Source organism: Nocardia cyriacigeorgica GUH-2 (assembly GCF_000284035.1).
In the GTDB taxonomy this organism is placed as follows: domain Bacteria; phylum Actinomycetota; class Actinomycetes; order Mycobacteriales; family Mycobacteriaceae; genus Nocardia; species Nocardia cyriacigeorgica_B.
In genome coordinates this window covers 1,806,003-1,826,756 of record NC_016887.1, presented here as the reverse complement: position 1 = coordinate 1,826,756, position 20,754 = coordinate 1,806,003, and the positions used below count along the sequence as shown (strand labels likewise).

General features: G+C 67.5%; 24 protein-coding genes and 1 tRNA gene. 13 read left to right on the top strand and 12 right to left on the bottom strand.

Annotation, left to right across the window (positions count from 1 at the left end):
• The first annotated feature begins 129 nt into the window (after positions 1–129).
• The gene (locus tag NOCYR_RS08220) at positions 130–1,083 is read left to right on the top strand and encodes an acyl-ACP desaturase (RefSeq protein WP_048833177.1); all 954 of its coding nucleotides are present in this window, start codon (positions 130–132) and stop codon (positions 1,081–1,083) included.
• Between the two features lie 7 nt (positions 1,084–1,090).
• Here NOCYR_RS08220 and NOCYR_RS08215 read toward each other — a convergent pair whose 3' ends face one another.
• Positions 1,091–2,656 carry a sensor histidine kinase gene (locus NOCYR_RS08215; protein WP_197538409.1) on the bottom strand — a complete coding sequence of 522 codons (1,566 nt, stop codon included), beginning with the start codon at positions 2,654–2,656 and terminating at the stop codon, positions 1,091–1,093.
• 34 nt (positions 2,657–2,690) lie between these two features.
• Positions 2,691–3,368: a response regulator transcription factor gene (locus tag NOCYR_RS08210; protein ID WP_014349890.1), complete on the bottom strand. Its 678-nt coding sequence runs from the start codon at positions 3,366–3,368 to the stop codon at positions 2,691–2,693.
• 120 nt (positions 3,369–3,488) lie between these two features.
• On the opposite strand from NOCYR_RS08210, the gene NOCYR_RS08205 reads away from it, so the two are divergent.
• A complete protein-coding gene (locus NOCYR_RS08205) occupies positions 3,489–3,854 on the top strand; it encodes a PepSY domain-containing protein (RefSeq protein ID WP_014349889.1) in 366 nt (121 codons plus the stop codon).
• A gap of 59 nt (positions 3,855–3,913) precedes the next feature.
• Here NOCYR_RS08205 and NOCYR_RS08200 read toward each other — a convergent pair whose 3' ends face one another.
• On the bottom strand, positions 3,914–4,951 hold the full coding sequence (locus tag NOCYR_RS08200) for a beta-ketoacyl-ACP synthase III (RefSeq protein WP_014349888.1): 1,038 nt from the start codon (positions 4,949–4,951) through the stop codon (positions 3,914–3,916).
• A gap of 88 nt (positions 4,952–5,039) precedes the next feature.
• Between NOCYR_RS08200 and NOCYR_RS08195 the strand changes: the two genes are divergently transcribed.
• The 5 genes from NOCYR_RS08195 (at position 5,040) to NOCYR_RS08175 (ending at position 7,260) form a co-directional block, all read left to right on the top strand.
• Positions 5,040–5,621 carry a TetR/AcrR family transcriptional regulator gene (locus NOCYR_RS08195; protein WP_014349887.1) on the top strand — a complete coding sequence of 194 codons (582 nt, stop codon included), beginning with the start codon at positions 5,040–5,042 and terminating at the stop codon, positions 5,619–5,621.
• Positions 5,622–5,775: 154 nt separating this feature from the next.
• On the top strand, positions 5,776–6,201 hold the full coding sequence (locus NOCYR_RS08190; protein WP_048834004.1) for a DUF4383 domain-containing protein: 426 nt from the start codon (positions 5,776–5,778) through the stop codon (positions 6,199–6,201).
• 32 nt (positions 6,202–6,233) lie between these two features.
• Complete coding sequence (locus tag NOCYR_RS08185; protein WP_014349885.1) at positions 6,234–6,647, top strand: phage holin family protein; 414 nt, start codon at positions 6,234–6,236, stop codon at positions 6,645–6,647.
• Positions 6,644–7,003, top strand: a complete 360-nt coding sequence (locus tag NOCYR_RS30120; RefSeq protein WP_048833176.1) for a DUF3618 domain-containing protein — start codon at positions 6,644–6,646, stop codon at positions 7,001–7,003. Before NOCYR_RS08185 ends, NOCYR_RS30120 begins: the two co-directional genes overlap by 4 nt.
• Positions 7,000–7,260, top strand: a complete 261-nt coding sequence (locus tag NOCYR_RS08175; protein ID WP_014349883.1) for a DUF4235 domain-containing protein — start codon at positions 7,000–7,002, stop codon at positions 7,258–7,260. The genes NOCYR_RS30120 and NOCYR_RS08175 overlap by 4 nt, the downstream gene beginning before the upstream one ends.
• A 65-nt stretch (positions 7,261–7,325) precedes the next feature.
• Here the strand turns inward: NOCYR_RS08175 and NOCYR_RS08170 are convergent, their stop codons facing one another.
• Positions 7,326–8,030, bottom strand: coding sequence for a class I SAM-dependent methyltransferase (locus NOCYR_RS08170; protein ID WP_014349882.1), 705 nt, complete (start codon positions 8,028–8,030; stop codon positions 7,326–7,328).
• Positions 8,031–8,243: 213 nt separating this feature from the next.
• Positions 8,244–8,555 (bottom strand): hypothetical protein, encoded by a 312-nt coding sequence (locus NOCYR_RS08165; RefSeq protein ID WP_048833175.1) that lies wholly within the window; start codon positions 8,553–8,555, stop codon positions 8,244–8,246.
• A 300-nt stretch (positions 8,556–8,855) separates the two neighbouring features.
• Here NOCYR_RS08165 and NOCYR_RS08160 point away from each other — a divergent pair, with 300 nt between their 5' ends.
• Positions 8,856–9,740: a DUF5753 domain-containing protein gene (locus tag NOCYR_RS08160; RefSeq protein WP_269147616.1), complete on the top strand. Its 885-nt coding sequence runs from the start codon at positions 8,856–8,858 to the stop codon at positions 9,738–9,740.
• A complete protein-coding gene (locus NOCYR_RS08155) occupies positions 9,737–9,943 on the top strand; it encodes a DUF397 domain-containing protein (protein WP_014349879.1) in 207 nt (68 codons plus the stop codon). The genes NOCYR_RS08160 and NOCYR_RS08155 overlap by 4 nt, the downstream gene beginning before the upstream one ends.
• Positions 9,944–10,033: 90 nt before the next feature.
• On the opposite strand, the gene NOCYR_RS08150 is transcribed toward NOCYR_RS08155, so the two are convergent.
• A complete protein-coding gene (locus NOCYR_RS08150; RefSeq protein WP_014349878.1) occupies positions 10,034–10,336 on the bottom strand; it encodes a hypothetical protein in 303 nt (100 codons plus the stop codon).
• A 288-nt stretch (positions 10,337–10,624) separates the two neighbouring features.
• Positions 10,625–10,698: transfer RNA gene (locus tag NOCYR_RS08145), tRNA-Ile, on the bottom strand.
• Positions 10,699–10,813: 115 nt separating this feature from the next.
• Between NOCYR_RS08145 and NOCYR_RS08140 the strand changes: the two genes are divergently transcribed.
• Positions 10,814–11,245: a nitroreductase family deazaflavin-dependent oxidoreductase gene (locus tag NOCYR_RS08140; RefSeq protein ID WP_048833172.1), complete on the top strand. Its 432-nt coding sequence runs from the start codon at positions 10,814–10,816 to the stop codon at positions 11,243–11,245.
• Positions 11,246–11,462: 217 nt separating this feature from the next.
• Here NOCYR_RS08140 and NOCYR_RS08135 read toward each other — a convergent pair whose 3' ends face one another.
• A complete protein-coding gene (locus tag NOCYR_RS08135) occupies positions 11,463–12,473 on the bottom strand; it encodes a zinc-binding dehydrogenase (RefSeq protein WP_014349876.1) in 1,011 nt (336 codons plus the stop codon).
• Between the two features lie 479 nt (positions 12,474–12,952).
• Between NOCYR_RS08135 and NOCYR_RS08130 the strand changes: the two genes are divergently transcribed.
• Positions 12,953–13,462 (top strand): hypothetical protein, encoded by a 510-nt coding sequence (locus tag NOCYR_RS08130; protein WP_014349875.1) that lies wholly within the window; start codon positions 12,953–12,955, stop codon positions 13,460–13,462.
• Here NOCYR_RS08130 and NOCYR_RS08125 read toward each other — a convergent pair.
• From NOCYR_RS08125 to NOCYR_RS08115, 3 genes are read right to left on the bottom strand one after another with little or no spacing between them, the layout of a single operon-like run.
• Positions 13,455–15,227 (bottom strand): SDR family oxidoreductase, encoded by a 1,773-nt coding sequence (locus tag NOCYR_RS08125; protein WP_014349874.1) that lies wholly within the window; start codon positions 15,225–15,227, stop codon positions 13,455–13,457. The genes NOCYR_RS08130 and NOCYR_RS08125 overlap by 8 nt on opposite strands.
• Positions 15,228–15,239: 12 nt before the next feature.
• Entirely contained in the window at positions 15,240–16,346 is a 1,107-nt protein-coding gene (locus NOCYR_RS08120) for a PDR/VanB family oxidoreductase (RefSeq protein ID WP_014349873.1), read from the bottom strand.
• Positions 16,343–17,245, bottom strand: coding sequence for a metal-dependent hydrolase (locus NOCYR_RS08115; RefSeq protein WP_014349872.1), 903 nt, complete (start codon positions 17,243–17,245; stop codon positions 16,343–16,345). Before NOCYR_RS08115 ends, NOCYR_RS08120 begins: the two co-directional genes overlap by 4 nt.
• A 216-nt stretch (positions 17,246–17,461) precedes the next feature.
• Here NOCYR_RS08115 and NOCYR_RS08110 point away from each other — a divergent pair, with 216 nt between their 5' ends.
• The gene (locus tag NOCYR_RS08110) at positions 17,462–18,850 is read left to right on the top strand and encodes a WS/DGAT/MGAT family O-acyltransferase (RefSeq protein WP_014349871.1); all 1,389 of its coding nucleotides are present in this window, start codon (positions 17,462–17,464) and stop codon (positions 18,848–18,850) included.
• A gap of 55 nt (positions 18,851–18,905) precedes the next feature.
• On the opposite strand, the gene NOCYR_RS08105 is transcribed toward NOCYR_RS08110, so the two are convergent.
• Positions 18,906–19,850: an alpha/beta fold hydrolase gene (locus tag NOCYR_RS08105; RefSeq protein ID WP_231856042.1), complete on the bottom strand. Its 945-nt coding sequence runs from the start codon at positions 19,848–19,850 to the stop codon at positions 18,906–18,908.
• 152 nt (positions 19,851–20,002) lie between these two features.
• Between NOCYR_RS08105 and NOCYR_RS08100 the strand changes: the two genes are divergently transcribed.
• Positions 20,003–20,743: a glucose 1-dehydrogenase gene (locus NOCYR_RS08100; protein WP_014349869.1), complete on the top strand. Its 741-nt coding sequence runs from the start codon at positions 20,003–20,005 to the stop codon at positions 20,741–20,743.
• The last annotated feature ends 11 nt before the right edge of the window (positions 20,744–20,754 follow it).

The window sequence follows — 20,754 nt, the reverse complement described above, 5'->3', positions numbered from 1 at the left end:
GCCGCTCGGTGAATCGAGCACCACGCCGATCGAGCTCGTCTAGGGTGTGGGTGCGGCGAGGCCGCACAGTCAGTGATGCGTGACCAGCGGGATGTTCGTGGTGTGTTCCATCGAATTGAAAGGCGCTGCATGGCAAGGGACTTGACGCAACTCGAGCTGCTGACCGAGCTGGAACCGGTGGTAGCGACCAATATCGACCGGCACCTGGCCACGGCCAAGGACTGGAATCCGCACGATTACGTGCCGTGGGATGAGGGCCGCAACTTCGCGGCCATGGGTGGTGAGGACTGGCATCCGGAGCAGTCGCGGCTGTCCGAAGTCGCCAAGGTCGCGATGGTGACCAACCTGCTCACCGAGGACAATCTCCCCTCCTACCACCGGGTGATCTCGGAGAACTTCTCCCAGGACGGCGCCTGGGGCACCTGGGTCGGCCGGTGGACGGCCGAGGAGAACCGGCACGCGATCGCCATGCGCGACTACCTGATCTGCACCCGCGCGGTCGATCCCGTCGCGCTGGAAAACGACCGGATGGTGCACATGACCCGTGGTGTGCACGCACCGGAAGGTTTCGGCGGCGTGCTCGACCAGGTCGCGTACGTGACCATTCAGGAGCTGGCCACCCGGATCAGCCACCGCAGCACCGGACGGGTCTGCGAGGATCCGATCGCGGATCGGATGCTGCAACGCATCGCCGCCGATGAGAACCTGCACATGATGTTCTACCGCAACGTCACTGCGGCGGCCTTCGACATCGCCCCGGATCAGACGATGGAATCGGTGACCCACATCGTGAAGACGTTCTCCATGCCGGGCACCGGTATGCCGAACTGGCGGCGCAACGGCGTGCTGATGGTCAAGCATGGGATCTACGATCTGCGCCAGCATCTCGACGAGGTGGTGCTGCCCGTGCTGCGGATCTGGAATGTATTCAAGCGCAACGATTTCACCGCGCGCGGCGAACGCAGCCGGGAAGAACTGGGCGAGTACATGGAGAAGCTGACCCGCGACGTGATCAAGTTCGAGGAGCAGCGCGAACGCATCCTCGCCCGCGAGGCCGCACGCGAAGCGGCACGCGTGGGCTAGCCGGACATCACCGAATCGGAAGTTCGACGATGAAGCGGGCGCCACCCTGCGGCGCCCCTTCGACCCGGATGACGCCGCCGTGGCGTTGCACGACATCGCGGACGATGGCGAGGCCGAGACCGGCGCCGCCATCGTCGCGGCTGCGGGCCTCGTCGAGGCGGACGAAACGCTGGAAGATCCGTTCCCGATCGGCCTCCGGCACACCTGAACCGTCGTCCACGACCTCCATGATCGCGGTGCCCGCGCGGCACCCGAGCCCAACACGCACCGTCGAGGCCGCATGCCGCTGGGCATTGTCGACCAGGTTGCCCAGCACGCGCGCGAGCTGCGTGCGGCTCCCGGTCACCTCGACCGCCGCCTCCGGCAGCGCGGACTCGACCGGGATACGGTCACCGATCCGATGGGCGAGTTCCTCCTCGATCAATGCCGTGAGATCCACCCGGTCGGCGCGCGGCTGTTCCCCGGCGTCGAGCCTGGCCAGCAGCAACAGGTCGGTGGCGAGCTGCTGGATCCGGACGGTGTCGCCGAGCACCCCGTCCATTTCGAGCAGATCCGGATGCGCTTGCGCCACTTCGAGTTGGGTGCGCAGGCTGGCGATCGGGCTGCGCAGTTCATGGGCGGCGTCGGCGATGAAACGGCGCTGGCGTTCCGAGGATTTCTCCAGCGCGGCCAGGGTCTCGTTGGTCGTGACGGCCAGCCTGCCGATCTCGTCGCGCGAGCGCGGTTCCGGGACCCGGCGGGAGAGGTCGCCGTGCATGATCTCGGCGAGTTCGCTGCGGATCGCTTCGACCGGCCGCAAAGCGCGGCGGGTGACCAGCCACGTCACGGCTGCGACCACAGCCAGCAGCAGTGGCAGTCCGATCAGCATGGCGCGGCGTGCGTCGGCGACGGCGCTTTCAGCGGTATCCAGGGACGCGGCGGCATAAATGATGACCGGTTGCCCGGTTGTGGTGGCGGCTGGTAGCGCGGCGACGCGGAAGTTCTCCGGGGCCTCGGAGTCGGCCATGGTGAGCGAGACTTCGCTGAAGGTGGCCCCCTCGGTCGCGGTGGTTCCTGCGTCGGCCGCGCCCTGGTCAGTGGTGCGAGCGGAACTCCCCACGCTCTGCTGGCTCACTCCGCCCGCGCCGCCGATTTCCTCGCGCGCACCGGCGGGCCCTGTGCTCCCCGAATCCTCCTCGCCGTCGTCGGCCTCTTCTTCCTCGTCGTCGTCTTCTTCTTCGTCGCTCTCCTCGTCGTCACCCTCGCCGCCAGAACCGCCCTGGTCGCCACCACCACCGGACTGCGGTGTGAAATCCGCGATGGGCCCGCTGATCGCCAGCTCCTCGTCGGCGGCGAGCACTATGCCGTCGGGTGAAACAACCTGGGCCGGTTCGTCATCGGGATCGGGAAACCGTAGTCGCGCGAATTCGGTGCCCGTCTCGAGCTGGGCGAGGAGATCGCGAGCGTTTCCTTCGGCCTGCACGCCGGCACTTTCGACGAGGTTGTGGTGCAGCGTCTCGAGCACCGCCATCCCGGTGGCCGTCAGCGCCAGGGCCACCACGACGGTCGCGGCGGTGGTGGTGCGTGCTCGCACCGAACTCCACGGCGAGCTGAAGCGACGCACCGGTTCACCCACGTTCGGCCGTCAATCGGTAGCCGGCGCCGCGGACGGTGAGGATGGTGCGGCAGGCGAACGGGGTGTCGATCTTGCGGCGCAGGGCGCTGATGTACACCTCGACAATGTTGGGGTCGCCGTCGTAGGCGAAGTCCCAGACATGTTCGAGGATATCGGCTTTCGACACCACCTCACCGGCGCGCACGGCCAGGTGTTCCAGCACCGCGAACTCTTTGGCGGTGAGCGAGACTTCCTGGTCACCACGGCGGCACAGCCGGGTGGCGGGGTCCAGGACGAGCTCGCCGACGCGCAGCAGCTGGGCGCCGGCGCGGGTCCGTCTGCGCAGCAGCGCCCGGATCCGCGCGACCAGCACCACATAGGAAAACGGCTTGCTGAGATAGTCGTCGGCGCCGGTGTCCAGGCCCTCGGCCTCGTCGTACTCGCCGTCTTTGGCGGTGAGCATCAGCACCGGTGTCTCGTGACCGGCGGCCCGCAGCGCGGCGCACACCTGGTAACCGTTCATCCCGGGCAGCATGATATCGAGGATGATCAGGTCGTAGTCGGCGGTGGTGGCCCGGTGCAGCCCTTCGGCACCGTCGTGCACCACGTCGACGGCGAACCCCTCGGCGGACAAGCCCTTTGCCAGTGCGAGGGCGAGACGTTTCTCGTCCTCCACGATCAGCAGACGCATGCGCCAAGAGTGTCAGATTCCGGCTGAAACGTCCTTCAGGTTGGTTCAGCTCGGCTTCAGCTTCGTCCTGCCACAGTGGTCACCACATTCGCACAGCACACTCCCACAGGAGGTTTCACCATGGTCAGCATCCTGCGCCGGGCCACCGCCGGACTTCGCTGGGTCTTCGTCGGCGCCGTGGTCCTCGCGGCCGCCGGTATCGGCCTCGCCGCGTTGACCTTCGGCAACGGTTCGCACAACACCATCTCCTTGGACCGCCCGATCACCGAGTGGTCGCTGATGGCGAATCCCAGCATCGAGCGGCAGGAGGCCATGGACACGGCTGCGGCGCAGGTCCCCGAGGGTGTGGCGACCTCTGCCGAATTCGATACCGAACACGGCACGCCGGTGTGGGAGGTCGACGTCCGCACGCCTGCGGGCGTCGAGTACGACGTGACCATCGACGCCAACACCGGCAAGGTGCTCGGCACCGTCGACCAGGACTGACGGTGCCGTAGCGATCGGCCCGGAGGCGGCGCCGGGCCGATCGTCATGGTTGAAGGAACTCAGGCGAAGGCGGGCAACTGCACGACCTGGCCCGCGTACGCCAGGCCCGCACCGAACCCGACCAGCAAAGCCGTATCGCCCGGCTTGGACGCTCCGGACCGCAGCAACTGGTGCATGGCCATGGGAATCGATGCGGCGCTGGTGTTCCCGGTGTCGACGATGTCGCGCGCGATGGCGACCGACTCGGGCATGTGCAGCGCGCGGGTGAGCGCGTCGGTGATGCGCATATTGGCCTGATGCGGCACGAAGGCGTCGAGGTCGTCGACGGTGACCCCGGCCCGTTCGAGCGCATCGCGGCACGCCTTCTCCAGAAAGGTCACGGCCCAGCGGAAGACCGCCTGGCCGTTCATCCGGATATAGGGGCGCTCGGTGGTCCCGCCGCTCGCTTCCGCTGCCGCGACCTCGGCGAAGTACTGCTGGAAATCCTTGTCCTGCTTGATCGCCGCGGTCTGGCTGCCGTCCGAACCCCACGCAACGGGACCGATGCCTTCCGCGTCCGACGGACCCACCACCACAGCGCCTGCACCGTCGGCGAAGATGAACGCGCAGCTGCGATCCGTGGGGTCGAGCAGGTCGGACAGCCGCTCGACACCGATCACCAGCACGTGCCGGGCCTGGCCCGCGCGCACCAGGTTCGCGGCATTGGCCAGCGCGTAGCAGAAGCCGGCGCATCCGGCCGACACGTCGAACGCGGCGGTGTCGTGCATGCCGAGTTCGGTGGCCACCACCGCACCGGCCGAGGGGCCGAGCACCATCTGTGAGGACGTCGCCAGGATGACGGTGTCGATCTCCTCGGCAGCCAGGTCCGCGGCCTTCAGCGCGTCGCGGGCGGCGGCCGTGCTCATGCCGACGATGGTTTCGTCGGCCTCGGCCCAATGCCGGGCGGCAATGCCGGAGCGGGTGCGAATCCACTCGTCCGAGGAATCGATGCGGTCGACGATCTCGGCATTGGGGACGACGCGGCGGGGCCGGTAGATCCCGAGGCCGAGGAGGGCGGCGTGGGCGACCGGGGTCGCGGTGGCGATATGCGCGGGCACGGGGTTCCTCTCGTGTGAACCGATCGGTTCACGTCCGACGAAGTTCTAACATGGACCGATCGGTTCAATCAAGGCTTGGAGGAATTCAGTGACGGCCGGACCCCGCGCCCGACTGATCGCCGCGACCATCGGCACCGTGCAGGAGCACGGCGTGCATGCCGCCGGGCTGAGTGAACTGCTCAAGCGCGGCAATGCCTCGCGCAACTCGCTGTACCAGCATTTCCCGGCCGGTAAGACCGAGCTGGTGGAGACGGCCGCCCGGATCGTCTCGCGTCTGGTGTATTCGCACGTCAGCGCCATGGCCGACGCGCTGGTGAAGGCGCCGACGGTGGAAGGCTGGCTCGACGAACTCTTCGGGTTCTGGCGCGAAGCCCTCGAAACCAGCGATTACCGGGCCGGCTCGTTCATGATGGCGGCCGCGCTGGACGAACTGAACCCCCCGGTCCAGTCCGCGGCCGGCCAGGCCTTCGCGGAGTGGACCGCCCGCCTGGCCGACGGTCTCGTTGCCGCGGGCATCGAACGCGCCACGGCCTGTGCGCTGGCCGGGCTGCTGCTGTCGGTGATCGAAGGCGCCATCGTGCAGAGCCGGGCCTTGAAATCCGCGCATCCGTTCGACGACGCGCGCAATCAGCTCACCATCCTGCTGGCCCAGCACCTGCCCCCGAGATAGCGCGGGGTGTTTGCCGCGACCGTAGCCGGGCATTCGGCCGATGTCGGGGCCGCGCGGCAAGCAACGCGTGCGCGGCCGGTGCGACGAAAGGACGAGACCCGTGCCGAACAGCAGCTCCACAGTCACAGCGCGCACGCCGGTCCAGCTCGCGGCCATGGTCGTGGGCGCGGCATTTCTCCTGGTGGGGGTCCTCGGATTCATCCCGGGCATCACCACGAACTACGACACACTCGAATGGGCAGGCCATCATTCCGAAGCTCAGCTACTCGGACTGTTCAACGTGTCGATTCTGCATAACCTCGTGCATCTGGCCTTCGGCGTCGTCGGCTTGATCGCAGGCGCGAATCCGCCCGCTGCCCGCAGCTTCCTCATCGGCGGCGGCGTGATCTATCTCGTGCTGTGGATCTACGGCCTCGTCATCGACCAGAACAGCGACGCGAATTTCGTTCCCCTCGACACCGCCGACAACTGGCTGCACTTCGGGCTCGGCCTGGCCATGATCGCGCTGGGTGTGATCCTGCCGCGCAAGACCAGCACCGGCCAGCACCTGTCGGGGCGGCAACCGGGAATCATCGAGTAGCGCGGCAGACGAAAGGCGAGGAGGGATACACCATGGCCGAGACCTATCACGCGCCGTCGTCGCAGACGCGCTCGATCAGTGAACTCGTCGACGACGCCACCACCCAGCTGTCCCGGCTGGTCCGTGATGAGATCCGGCTGGCCCGCATCGAAATGCAGGACCGCACCAAGGGAATCGCCACCGGAGTCGGCTTGGCCGGCGCCGCCGGGGTGCTCGCCTTCTACGGTGGCGGCGCCTTGATCGCGGCGGCCGTGCTGGCGTTGGCGCTGGTGCTGCCCGGGTGGGCGGCAGCCCTGATCGTGGGCGGCGCGCTGCTCGTCGTCGCGGCGGTGCTGGGGCTACTCGGCAAGAAGAACGTTTCCGAGGCCACCCCGCCCATCCCGCGCGAAGCGGTCGAGGGCGTGCGCGAGGACCTCGACGTCGTCAAGGAATGGAGGCGAGAATGAGCGACCGCGAACCCGACGAAGCCGAACTGCTACGCGTCGACCGCGACCTGACCCGGCGCGAACTCGGGGAAACCGTCGCCGAGCTGAGCGGGAAGTTCGATGTCCGCGCCCGCGCCGAGGACAAGATGCACGATGTGGCCGAGGCCGGGCGACACCGGGTGAGCGAGGCGAAGCACGCCGTGCTCGAAACGACCGATCACGCCCGCAGCAAGGCCAAACACCTCGCGCCCGAACCGGTCGTCGACCGCACCGAGCGCGTCGTCGAGGGCGTGCGCCGCCGGCCCGCCTACCTAGCGGCCGGCGCGATAGGCGCGGTGGCGGTGATCTGGCTGATCGTGCGCTGGAGGCGGGCATGACAGTGCTCTACAAGCCGCTCGGCGCCCTCGTCGGCGTGCTCGGCGGGCTGGCCGCCAGCGCCGTCTTCGCCCAGGTCTGGCGCCGTTTGAGCGGTGAGGACGAAGCTCCCAACGCCACCTCCCGCGACTACGGCTGGCGCGAAGTCCTGCTGGCCGCCGCCCTGCACGGCGCGATCTTCGGCGTGGTGAAGGCCGCGGTCGATCGTGCCGGTGCGACCGGATATCAGCGGGTCACGGGGACGTGGCCGGGGAAGTGAGCTGCCGGACTGGCTACTTCACTCTGTGAAGGGCGCCCGCTGCGGGCAGCGGGCGGGCTTCTCCGTCATTGCTGGGATTTCCTGCACACGAGCATCTGATTCCCGCCGGCCTGGAACTCATACGAACTCTCGACGACGCTGCCCGCAATCCCGTGGGTTCCTAACTCGCCGATCAACTCGTTCAGCCGCGCGTAGGGCTGCGACGACCCCACCGCCACCAGCGGGAAGATTCGTACCTCGTCGCGGGTGACCCGCAACAGTTCGCGGATTGCCGCTACATGGAAGGCGTAGTCGAGATCCTCTGCGTAGCTGAACAATAGATGCGAGCTGAGCGTCAGATCGAAAGAACCGTTGTCGAACGGAAGCTTCGGGAGAGCGCCCGCGACGTAGCGGTGCGGGTGCTGCCGGATATCGGCAGCGAATCGCTCGGCCGACGCGGACCTGCTGCGGCGATGATCGTCGGGATCGGCGAAGAACGTCCACCGATACTGCTCGGGATGCGCGCGAACGAAGTCACTTCCGCGCTCGGCCTCGGCCACCGCCAACGCACCGAGCTCGTTCGGAGTCCGATCGAAATAGGCGATATCGCAAGCGGTTACGTCACCGCCCTCGTCACAAACCTCGGCCGTGAATGACGCCGCCCCACCCGGGCAGTCGAGGATGCGGCGAGCGAGATCGGCCTCGGTGAGATCGAACATCGCCCGATACTCCGCCGCCGACCGCGAGCTGAGCAGAATAGCGCCGAATCCCGCGGAATGATTGGTGGTCATGGGGTCCTCACTTTCGGGCCGCCCGCCACCGATGATGCTCGACCGCGCAAGCGCTTTCGACCGCCGGGACAGACGGCCGAAACGCACAGTTCACGGCCGCTGGAGCAGCGGCCACCAAGGCTGCGCGAACAACATCACGGGGTGATTAGAGCACAGTGCAGCGGCCGGCGCCTCTTCGTTTCTCGCGACCAGTCGATCCGCCGCGGGCGGGCACTACCGGTACTCGCTGAGTGCGAGGCGCGTTCCCCTCGGGACAAACCGTTTCGGATACACAATCAGCAAGTCGCACCGGGTGAGCACATCGTTGGCCCGGTGTTGAATGTGCTGCATCGTCGGCGTGACGATGACGTCGACGTTCAACGCCTTTGCTTTCACCAGTAGCCAACTCAGCGTGTCGGTTTCGCATTCGACAACTGTTCGCGCCACCGAGTAGCCATACCTGGCCGCCAAGGCTCGCGCCTCCATCTCGATCCCGGACAGGTGTCGGTCGCAGAACGACTCCTGGAGATACACAACGGCTTTCATGGCGCGCGCTCCGCTCGGGGTTGATGAGGGCAGTCGACAGCCGGGCGATGGAGGGGCTTCCTGCCTCCCACAGGGGACGGCTCCGGCGATCCTGTGGGAGTCCCACCGAGCGGGGGCGGCGATTTCGGGTCCGCTGGTGGGGCTTCCGGCTATCGACTGCTGAAGCCAGTAGACAGGGTTAGCGCCCAGACAGACACGCTCACATTGGATCTTCCAGACGTTTACTGCCACACTGCGTCTACGGATGCTGTCCAGTAGGACGGTTCCAGTTCGGGCACGTCCAAACTGGAAGGGGATCAGGTGGGGTCAACACTGCCCAGGAGGGCACTCGGTAGGGAATTGCGCAGGCTCCGAGAGCGGGCGAACGTGTCGCGAGCGGCCGCCGCTCGCGTGATCGAAGTGTCGCCGCAAAGCATCGGCCGGATAGAGGGCGGACAAGGCACCCGGATCTTGGCCTTACAGATCAACGCGCTGTGCGACCAGTACAACGCCAACGATGACGAGCGGCGCACCCTGCTAGAACTGCTGTCGGAGTTCCGATCTGCCCAGAAGACGGGTGGCGCCTGGTGGCGTGGATACGCCGACCAGCTATCGGCCGGGTTCGATCACTACCTGAGCCTCGAGGACGCTGCGTCGAAGGCGACCCTGTGGCGAACCATGATCGTCCCAGGCCTGCTCCAGACACCGGAGTATCGGCGCGCTATCGCCTGGGCGGAAACCCCGGAGGCCGACACCGACACGATCGAACGGCAAGTGGATGTCGCCACCCGGCGCCAATCCCGCATTCGGGATGACGAGTCGTTCAGTGTCGTGCTGCTGTTGTCCGAGGCTGCGCTGCACGAGCAGATCGGAGGTCCCGCCGTGATGGCCGGCCAGCTCGAGCATCTGGCCGCCATGTCCGACCGGCCCAACGTGACGGTCCGAATCGTGCCGTTCGACGCTCCGAGCCATTCCGGCGCGTTGATAGGAGGGTTCACGCTGCTCGAGTTCCCGCCCCTGCCCGAAGGCAAGCAACCAGAACCTCCGGTGGTGTACGTCGAAGGGTTCTCCGGCGACCTGTATGTGGAGGACGAGCCAGAGATCCGCCGGTACCAGCGCGTGTTGGAGCGGCTGACGCATGTAGCGTTGGACCAGCACAAGAGTCGTGACCGGCTCGTTGAGGTAGCGAAGGAGTACAAGCGGTGAGCGTCGACCTGGCCGGAGCGCAGTGGTTCAAGAGCACCTTCAGCGCCAGCAAGGACAACTGTGTCGAGGTAGCGCACCTCGATGGCGGCGCAGTGGGTGTCCGGGACTCGAAGAATCCGGCCGCAGCGGCCCTGGTCTTCTCCCCGTCCGAATGGGATGCGTTCCTGTCCGGCGCCCGCGCCGGTGAGTTCAACCGCCCCTAGCCTCAACCCAATCCGGTGCCCCGCGACACTGCCTGGTGCGCGGGGCACACTTATATCGAGGTGCGGGTCGCGGCGCATCGAGCTCGCGCGCTAAGGGAGATGTATCCGGCTCGGATCGGGCAGCGAGCGAGGTCGCTCATCGGTGTACCAGGCGTACTCGATCCCGCTCAGCCATCCGCCCTCGACCCACAGCAGGACCTCCCCGACGGGAGTACCGTCTCGGTCGCTCACCGCACCACTGGCGAAGATCCCATCCATCGATGCCGCCGGGGCCGCACCGGGCTCCACCGCCAGGTCGACGCTGGGCGATCCCACGCCCCAGGTGGCGACAACCCGCGCATAGGGCAGTTGCGCCAGGTATTCCCTCGCGCCCGGTGCGCCGGATGACAGCAACTTTCTGACGGCGCCGACCTCCAGGTCGGTCAGCGCCCGCGGCTGGACGGGTGTATTGATCGTCTATCTCCTCGATTCGCGCGCCGCCATGGAAGCATGCGGCGCCGGAGTTGAACGCACCGTGGGCCATTGCGCCGCGAACATCGACATTGCGTACATCGTTCGTGCGTACAAGGCCGCTGACGCCACGGCCATTGCCGGAAAACGGAGGAATACATTGCTCTGGCCCGGCCCGGCCCAGGCCCCCGGACCGCCGATCAGCACGTTTACCCTGGTAGAGAGATTTTGTGGGGCGGGCGGGGCTCGAACCCGCGACCAATGGATTATGAGTCCACGGCTCTAACCGACTGAGCTACCGCCCCCGGATGCGGTGGGTCCGCAGGTGCTGGGAATGCTACCGGGTCGGGCGCGGCGTGGGCCAATCGGGATGGGGCGTGGTTAGGGTGGGGCCGTTGGCGCTACTGCTGAGGGGTTGGTATGGCCGGGGTGTTCACGAAAGTGTTGCAGGCACACCAGTGGATCTATGAGCACAGCGGTGGATGGGTGGGGCATCGGCTGTTGTTCGGAAATCCGACATTGTTGTTGCGGACGGTGGGACGCAAATCCGGGAAACCGCGGGTTTCGGCGCTCACTTACGCGAAGGATGGGCGCGATTTTCTGGTGACGGCGTCGAATGGCGGTTCGCCGCGGCCGCCGGGGTGGCTGGCGAACCTGAAGGCGCGCCCGGAATGCGAGATCCAGATCGGGCGCCGCACGATGCGGGTGTCGGCCCGGCCCACGCTACCGGACGATCCGGAGTACGCGCGGCGCTGGGAGCTGGTGGATCGGGTGAATCAGGGCCGCTACAGCGAGTATCAGGCGCGCACGCGGCGTCCGATCGCGGTGGTGGTGCTCACCCCGGTCAGGTGAGCACCACCGGCTCGGCGGAGGTGGACGGTCAATACTGGCGTTCCCTTTCTCGTTCCGCACCAGAACCGGCACTTCGCCCGCGATTCGACACCGCCGCGCCGCGTGGCGGACGGCTGGCGATATGCACTACGGACGCAACGAGAATCAGGATCATGACAACTATGGCTGCGGTAAGCACGCAGGCACCATAGCCCCAGATTCCGCTACCCGCAGGTATTCAATTCGGTCGGTTTGTGTTACTCAACAGTGTGCGTCCGATGGCACTGCGCGAACCGATGGCCGCATGCGCCGAATTCGCCGCTTCCAGTGGAAAAGTCTGTCCGATCACCACTTCCAGCCGCCCGGCCGCGACCTCGCGCAGCGAACGCTCGGCGAGCGCGGACCAATCGGTTGCTTCGGAAGTGATGTCGAACAGGCCGAGCACCGTGATCGACCGGCGGCGCGCGGATTCGGTGTCGACACCCGCGAAATCTCCCGCCGCCGAGCCGTACCCGAGGAACCGGCCGCCATCGGCGAGCGCTTCGGCCGCCGCACCGCCCGGTTCCCCGCCCGCGCCGTCCAGAACGACGTGCACACCCGAGCCACCGGTCGCCGCCCGGACCTGGTCGACCCAGCCGGGTTCGGAGTAGTTGATCAGCACCGCCGCACCGAGGCGTTCGGCCAGTTCCAGCTTGGCCTGCCCGCGGGCCGCCGCGATGACCTTCGCGCCGGCGTTGCGGGCGAGTTGGGTCAGCAAGGTGCCGAGCCCGCCCGACGCGGCGGTGATCAGCACCCATTCTCCGGATTCGATCGCGGCCCGGTCGAACACCGCCAGTGCGGTCTTGCCGTCGTGGGTGAGGGCGACCGACTGCTCCAGCGTGACGTCGTCGGGCACCGGGGTCAGGGTGTCGGCCCTGGCCAGCGACTTCTCCGCATATCCGCCGATCGGCAGCCCGCCGCCGATCCCGCTGCGCACGGTCTGGGTGGCGACCCGACGGCCGATCCAGGAGGGGTCGACTTCGGGGCCGACAGCGGCGACCACACCGGCGACGGCCCCGCCCGGCACGTAGGGCGGCTCGACGGGGAAGTAATCGGTCCCCCACCCGGAGCGCAGCTTGGTATCGAGGAACATGACGTCGGCCGCGGCCACGTCGACCAGGACCTCTCCGGCGCCCGGGACGGGGTCGGGCACCTCCCGCACCTCGAGGACCTCGGGACCGCCGAATGTCGTGGCGTACACCGCTCGCATGACCAACCTCCATCGTTTCCGGTTACTCGGACACGACAAGCCTCGACCCTGAAGTAAGGTTCAGGTCAAGCGCTGGGTGCGCACGCTCACGAATACGGCTCAGCCGCCACCGCCACCGCAGCCGCCACCGCCGCCTCCTCCCCCGCCGCAGCCACCGCCACCGCCGCATCCGCTGCCGTGGCCCCCGTCGCCGCCGCCTCCGAATCCCCACCATCCCGCGCCGCCGGCCGCGCCGGCCGCGCCACCGGCACGACGTCGCTGCGACCGCCGCGTGGACCGGGACGTGGGCGTGCGGCCCAATCGCACTTTCCCGATCGCCCAGACCAGGATGACGACCAATCCCGCGAACGCCAGCAGAAGGAAGAGAACTCCCAAGAAAGTATCCGACATCACCCCTGAGTACCCGCGGGTACGACTCGGGAACCGTCTCTACCGCACCAGGTTCGGCCTCACGCGCCCGTCCGGTCGTACAGTGAAGTGTGTTCGGATTCAGCAGACGCGATCACCGGACGATCGAACTCTCGCAGGTCGATCGTGCGGTTCGCGACCTCGAACTCCCCGGCGCCATCTACAAAACCTGCCCGTGGCAGCCGCGCGACCTCGTGGAAACCGGCCTGCGGCAGTGGCTTCGGTGCTGCGGCGCGGCCATGCGGGACGAGCAGGTGATCGGGATGCCCTCGCGCGCGGTGGACGAGGCCTGGCACGGGTTCATTCTGTGCACCGAGCTCTACGCGGGTTTCTGCGAACAGGCCTACGGGCGGTTCCTGCACCACTATCCGGAGGGGGTCGCGGCCAAGGCCGGCTCGCACGATTCGATGGGCTCGCAGCTCGGCCGAACCGTGGTCGCCTGGGCCATCGTCGCCGCACCGCAGGAGCGATGCGTGCTGTGGGATCTCGATGCGGCGGTGGGCGTCGACGACCCGTGGGGCATCGACGCCGCGCGCGTGGCCGCGATCGAGGAGCAGCTGCGGCGAGCCGAACTCAGGTGAGCTTCACCCGCGCCGCGACGAACCGCCCGATCGCGGGCGCCAACCGGCTCAGGTGATAGTTCACCCGCGCCTCCGGCGTCACCGGGACGATGCTGCGCCCGCGCGCGACCGCCCGCACGATCTGTTCGGCGACCTTCTCCGGTCCGTAGTGGCGCATCCGGTAGAGGTTGTCGTAATGCTGCTGCTTACGCTTCTCTTCCTCGGCGTCAACGCCCGAAAACGTCGTTGTGGCAACAATATTGGTGTGTACGATGCCGGGGCAGATGGTGTGCACGCCGATCCCGCGACCGGCCAGCTCGGCGCGCAGGCAATCGGAGAACATGAACACCGCCGACTTGCTGGTGGCGTAGGCGCTGAACCCCTGCTGCGGTGAATACGCGGCCATGCTCGACAGGTTGACGATGTGGCCGGCACCGCGTTCGGCCATGGCGGGTCCGAAAGCCCGGCATCCGTTGACCACTCCGCCGAGATTGACCCGCAGCACCCGGTCGAACTCCGCCGACGGGGTATCGAAGAAATCGCCCGCCTGCCCGATGCCCGCATTGTTGACCAGGATGTCGGGCACACCGTGGGCTTCCAGCACGGCCCGGGCATGATCGGCCACCGCGGCCTCGTCGGAGACATCGAGTTGATATGCGTGGGCGATACCACCGGCGGCGGCCACCAGTTCCACGGTCTCCTTGGCGGCGGCCAGGTTGACGTCCGACAGCACGATCTCGGCCCCGCGGCGCGCGAACGCCAGCGCCGTCTCGCGGCCGATGCCGCTGCCGCCGCCGGTGATCACCACCAGTTGATCGCCGAATTCGCCTCGGCTGCGGCTGATCTCGGCACGCCGCAACCCGCGCGGCATCGGCCCGCCGGCGAGGGTGTCGATGAGTTCGGTCGTCGCGGTGGCCAGCAGTTCCGGATGCGAGAACGGCATCCAGTGCCCGGCGGGCACATCACGGCGCCACAGCCGCGACGTCCATTTGCGCTCGTCGTCATAGCCGGCGGGGCGGACCGCGACGTCACGTCCGGCGACGATCAACTGCACCGGCACATCGGTGTGCCGGTCCCGCGGCGCCAGCATGCGCGGCAGGATATTCGCGCGATAGATCAACAGCCCGTCGACGATGTCCTGGCGGAACGTGCTGCCCAGCGACACATTCGACGCCGAGGTCTCGTTCATCAATCCCACCAGCTGCCGCCAGCGCCCCTCGGTGGCCAGCTGCCCGAACACCACGCGCGGCAGGACCGGTGTCATGAAGAAGAATGTGTACGCCGAGGACGCCAGCTGGGTGAGCGGCTGCCACACATTGCGCGGCGTCGGACGCGACAACCGGGCACGCACCCATTTGCCGAGATGATCGAGATTGGGCCCGGATACCGAGGTGAACGAGGCGATGCGCCGGTCCGCACCCGGTTCGCAAACCGCTTCCCACATGTGCACCGAACCCCAGTCGTGGGCCAGCACGTGCACCGGCCGATCGGGACTGACCGCATCCGCGACCGCGAAGAAATCCGAGGCCAGCTCCTCGAGCCGGAAGTCGGCGGTGCGCTGGGTGCGGGTGGACTCGCCGTGTCCGCGAGTGTCGTAGCTGACGACGTGGAACCGGCGCGCCAGCAGCGGCACCACCTTGTCCCACAGGTGGTGGGTGTCGGGCCAGCCGTGCACCAGCACGACGGTCTCGGCGTTCGGGTCACCGTATTCGTGCACCGCGAGCGCAAACTCGCCGTTGTGCACGGTGCGGCGGATGTGCTCGGGTTCGGGGGATCGGGTGGTCACTGGTGGGCTCCTCTACAGGTCCAAGGTCAAACGTCCACCCGCCGAACGGGATACGCAGATCAGCATCTGGCCCGCGGCGCGGTCGGCGTCGGTGAGTACGGTGTCGCGGTGCTCGGGCTGCCCGGCCAGGACCCGCACCGCGCAGGTACGGCAGAACCCCTGACGGCACGAGTACGGACGGTCCGGGCGGGCGTCGAGCACCGTGTCCAGGGCAGTCCGGTCGGCGGGTACCTCGAGCACTTCGCCGGTCGAGGCGAGCTCGATCTCGAACGGCACGCCGTCGACGATCGGCGGCGGCGAGAACCGCTCGGAATGCAGTTCCACCCCGCGCAGCGGGCGGACCGCGTCGGCGATCATCTCGGTCATCGGCACCGGACCGCAGCAGTAGACGGCGGTTCCGGCGCTGAGCGCGGGTAGCAGCGCGGCCGCGTCGGGTAGGCCGTGCTCGTCGTCGGTGCGGACGGTGACCCGGCTGCCGAACTGCTCCACCTCGTCCAGGAACGGGATGGTGTCGCGGTTGCGGCCGGTGTAGACCATGGACCAGTCCAGGCCGAGCCGGTCGGCCAGCCGCATCATCGGCAGGATCGGGGTGATGCCGATGCCGCCGGCCACGAAGTGCAGCCGGGTGGCGGGCGAGCCGTATCCCGGCACCGCGAACGGGAAGGCATTGCGCGGCCCGCGCACGGTGATCGGGGTGCCGACGACGAGGTCACGGTGCACCTCGACCGAGCCGCCACCGCCGTCGGGGATGCGCCGCACGGCGACCCGATAAACGTGCGAGTCGGCCGGGTCGCCGCACAGCGAGTACTGCCGCAGCCGGCCCGATGGCAGTTCCAGATCCAGGTGCGCGCCTGGACGCCAGGCCGGCAGTTCACCGCCGTCGGGTGCGCGCAACACCAGGCTGATCACCTCGGTGTCGTGGGCCTCGATCCGGCGCTCGGTGACGACCAGCGGTATCCGGCCGTCGTCGGCATGCGGTTCGCGCGGCCGGCGATTCACCAGAGCCGCCCACCGCAACCGCGCCTCGACGACCGCGTCGAGCAACCGCATGGTCCGGTCCCGGGAGCGTTTGCCGTAGAGATCGGCCGGCGGAACCACCGGCGGCCGCGTCGCCGTCACGACGCCGCCGCCCGCGCCGCCGGTGACGCGGCCAGATACGCGATGGCCTGTGCGGTGGAGCCGACGGTTTCCGGGTTGTAGCCCGGCTTGAAGGTGGACAACGCGCTGCGCAGCAGCGATGGCACGCCCGGCAGGGCCCCGCGCCACATGGCGGCGAACACCGCGCGCACCAATCGCGGATAGCCGTAATCGGGCAGCGCCGGGTCCTGCTGCACCAGAAACTTGGTGCCGCGCAAGACAAGTCCGATGAAGACCGGGAAAACCAGGGTCATGATCGCCGCTCGCCGCACATATCCCGCACCGAAATACACCGCGACATCGTGGGCGACGTGCCGGTGCTCGACCTCTTCGGCGCCGTGCCACCGGAACAGGTCGGCCACACGCGGGTCGGCGTCGAACTTCTCCAGATCGGCATTGAGCACCCAGTCGCCGAGGTAGGCGAAGAAGTGTTCCAGGCACGCGATGACGGTCAGCCGCTCCACGAGTTGCTGATGACGTGCGTTGCCGGCGTTCTCGCGGGGTCCGAGAGAAATGCGGAACAGGTATTCGGCCTGACGCAGGTACGGCTCCGGGTCGATGCCGTGCGCGGCCAGCACCTCGTGCAGCACCTTGTCGTGGGTCTGGGCGTGCATGGCCTCCTGGCCGATGAACCCGAGCATGGCCTCGCGCAGCTTCTCCTCGCGCACCCACGGCAGGGCCTCGGTGTAGGTGGCGCAGAACATGCGCTCACCTTCGGGGAGTAGCAGGTTCAGCGAATTGATCAGATGCGAGGCGATCGGCTCGGCCGCCATCCAGTGCAGCGGCGTCTCGGACCAGTCGAAACGCACATTGCGGGCATGCAGCGCCACCGGCCCAGGATCGATATCCGGGCGTGGCCGGCTCCGGCGAAGTAGCTTCATCGATACTCCTCAGCGTGTCACGGCGTGTTCAGTGGTGTTCACCGCCGACGTTCCTTCACGACCGTAGCAACAGCATACACATAACTAGGACTCCGAGTTACATGCAGATTCCGGACCGATACCCGTCGATCACGATCTGGCAATATCCCCCGCTACTGTGATCGACTTCGCCGCCAACGAGCCCGTTTTTAGAACACGTTCTAGTAGTCTTTTGCTATGGAACAACTCACCGGACTGGACGCCAGTTTCCTCTATCTGGAGACCGGAACCCAGCATCTTCACGTCTGTGCCCTGTTGATCCTCGACCCCGTCGAGGGCAGCTATTCCTTCGACGCGCTGAAGGCCGAACTCGGCCGCAGGCTGCCGCTCATTCCGCATATGCGGCGCAAGATCCACGAGGTGCCGTTCAATCTCGATCACCCGGTCTGGGTCGACGACCCGAATTTCGATCTGGACTATCACGTCCGCCGGGTCGGACTGCCCTCCCCCGCCGGGCGCGCCGAGCTGGCCGAACTCATCGGCGATATCGCCAGCCGGCCGATGGACCGGGACCGTCCGCTGTGGGAGATGTCGGTGGTGGAGGGCCTCGAGAACGGCAAGATCGCGGTGATCTGCAAGTACCACCACGCCGCCGTCGACGGCATCACCGGCACGAACATGATGATGCACCTGTGCGATCTGGAGCCGGGCGCCTCGCGGCCCGATCCGCAACCGTGGCAGCCCGAACCAGAGCCGAACGACATCGTCCTGGCGGCCCGCGCGCTGACGCGGATCCCGGGCAAGGTGGGCGTGCTCGGCATGGTGCCCAAGACCGTCGGGATGGTCGCGGGCTTCGCGCAGCGGCGCCGGAAGAACGAGGCGGGCATGGCATTACCGTTCTCGGCCCCGCGCACTCCGTTCAACAAGGCCATCACCGCACACCGCGCGGTCGCGTTCACCAAGGCGGATCTGGGCGCGATCAAGGAGATCAAGGCGGCCTTCGGCGTCAAGGTCAACGATGTGGTGCTGACGATCGTCGGCGGGGTGCTGCGCAACTACCTCGACACCCACGGCGAGCTGCCCGATCGCTCGCTGATCGCCTCGGTGCCGGTCTCGGTCCACGAATCCACCCGGCACACCGAGGGCATCAACAAGGTCTCCACGCTGTTCTGCCGGCTCGGCACCGATATCGCCGATCCCGTCGAGCGACTCACCATGCTCGCCGCCGCCAACGAGGAGGCGAAGAAGGAGCATGACCTGATCGGCGCCGATTTCTTGCAGGACTGGTCGAAGTACGCTCCGCCCAACACCTTTCAGCTCGCCTCGCGGATCTACTCGTCGCTGAAGCTGGCCGAGGCGCATCCGGTGGTGCACAACCTGGTGGTGTCGAATGTGCCGGGGCCGCCGATGCCGCTGTATTTCCTCGGCGTGCGCGTGGACGGCATGTATCCGTTCGGCCCGATCTTCCACGGCGCCGGGCTCACCGTCACCGTGCTGTCCAATTGCGGCGATCTGGATTTCGGCTTCATCGCCTGCCGTGAACTGGTACCCGATATCGGCGAGCTGGCCGATGCGGTGCCCGCCGTGATCGCCGATCTGCTGGCCGCGGCACGCGCTCGGGGCTGATCAGCGCTCCGACCGACCGCCCTGTTCGCCACCGGCGTCGAACAGGGTCGTCATCTCACAACCGCGCCGCGACCGCCGCGCAGGCTTCGTCGAGCACCGGAACGAACCGGTCCGCCGCGAACGCGCAGGCCGTATGTCCCGCAGGCACCGGATGGATGCTCGTCCCCGGTATCGCGGCCGCCAATTCGATTTGCCGGTACACCGGAATCGCCTTGTCTTTCGTGGTGATCACCACCGCCGTCGGCATCGTCAGACTCGACAGCCACTCGGTCGCGTCGAACCGTCCGATCTCGGCCAGTATCGGGGTCAATGCCCAGCCGCTGGTGCTGCGGAACTCCCCCATCGCCCAGCGCCGCAGCTGCCCGGGGACCAGCGCCACCGGCAGTTCCGGTAGCGCATCGGCCAGCCGCTCGGCGCGCCGGTAGGGATAGTCACCCAACGCACCGGCCATGGCCGCGAAGCCGCGATGAAAGGCCCGCTCGCGCCATTTGTCCTGGAAGCGATACGGCGTCGCACACAGCACGAGCCCGGCCACCCGCTCCGGATGACGGTGCGCGGTCAGTAGCGAGACCACGCCGCCCAGCGAATAGCCCACACAGACAAAGCGTTCCACGCCCAGCGCGTCGGCCACCGCGACCACGTCATCGGCGCAGTCGTCGAGCCGGAATCGCTGCGAGCGGATGCCGCGGCCGTGCCAGCGCTGATCGAACAGCACGATCCGGTAGCGCCGCGACAACGTCTCCAGTGCGGGAAACCAGTTCAGCATCGCCGTGCACGCGGTGCCGTGCAGCAGGATCAGCGTCGGCGCGTCAGGCGGGCCCGGCATATCGACGACGTAGGTGCGCCCGCGGCCGGGCAGTTCCAGCAGCCGCCCGCCGGGGATCTCATCGATCTCAGGTACCACGAACGGACCGGTTCGCACCGATCGGCCGGTTCCCATCGCGAACCTCCCGAGCCTTTCGCCGACATTTTTAGAACTCGTTCTACTCGATGATGCCATACCGAATCCGCCCGCTCACCGCGACGCTCCCGCGGAATCCTCCGCTAGCTCACCCAGACCGCCCGCAACCCCACACATTCCCGGCAGATTCACCCACCAACTCTGTAACGTGTTTCACCAGTAGTCAGGGATGACCGAGAAGGAGATTCGCAATGGCACGGTTGACCGGCAAAGTGGCGTTGATCAGCGGCGGTTCACGCGGTATGGGCGCCGCGCACGCGCGAGCGATGCTGGCCGAAGGCGCCAAGGTGGTGATCGGTGACGTGCTCGACGAGGAGGGTAAGGCGCTGGCCGAGGAGCTGGGCCCCGATATCGCCTACGTCCACCTCGATGTGCGCGAACCCGAGGACTGGCGCGCCGCCGTCGCCGCCGCGGTCGACCGGTTCGGCTCGCTGAACGTGCTGGTCAACAATGCCGGCATCGTCAACGGCAATCTGATCGCCGACTTCGACCACGCCGAATGGCAGCGGATCATCGATATCAATCTGACCGGCACCTTCCTCGGCATGCAGGCCGCCACCCCGGCCATGATCGCGGCGGGCGGCGGTTCGATGATCAACGTCTCCTCGGTCGAGGGCCTGCGCGGCAGCCCGGGCCTGCACGGTTACGTCGCCAGCAAGTTCGCCGTGCGCGGACTCACCAAGTCGGTGGCGCTGGAGCTGGCACCGCACGGCATCCGGGTGAACTCCATCCACCCGGGCCTGATCCGAACGCCGATGACCGCGGGCATCCCGGAGGACTTCCTGCAGATCCCGCTCGGGCGCGGCGCCGACCCGGAAGAGGTCTCGGCGCTGGTCACCTATCTCGCCAGCGACGAGTCCTCGTATTCGACCGGTGCGGAGTTCGTGGTGGACGGCGGGCTGACGATCGGCGTGCCGCACAAATCGTCCTGAACCCGCCGGCC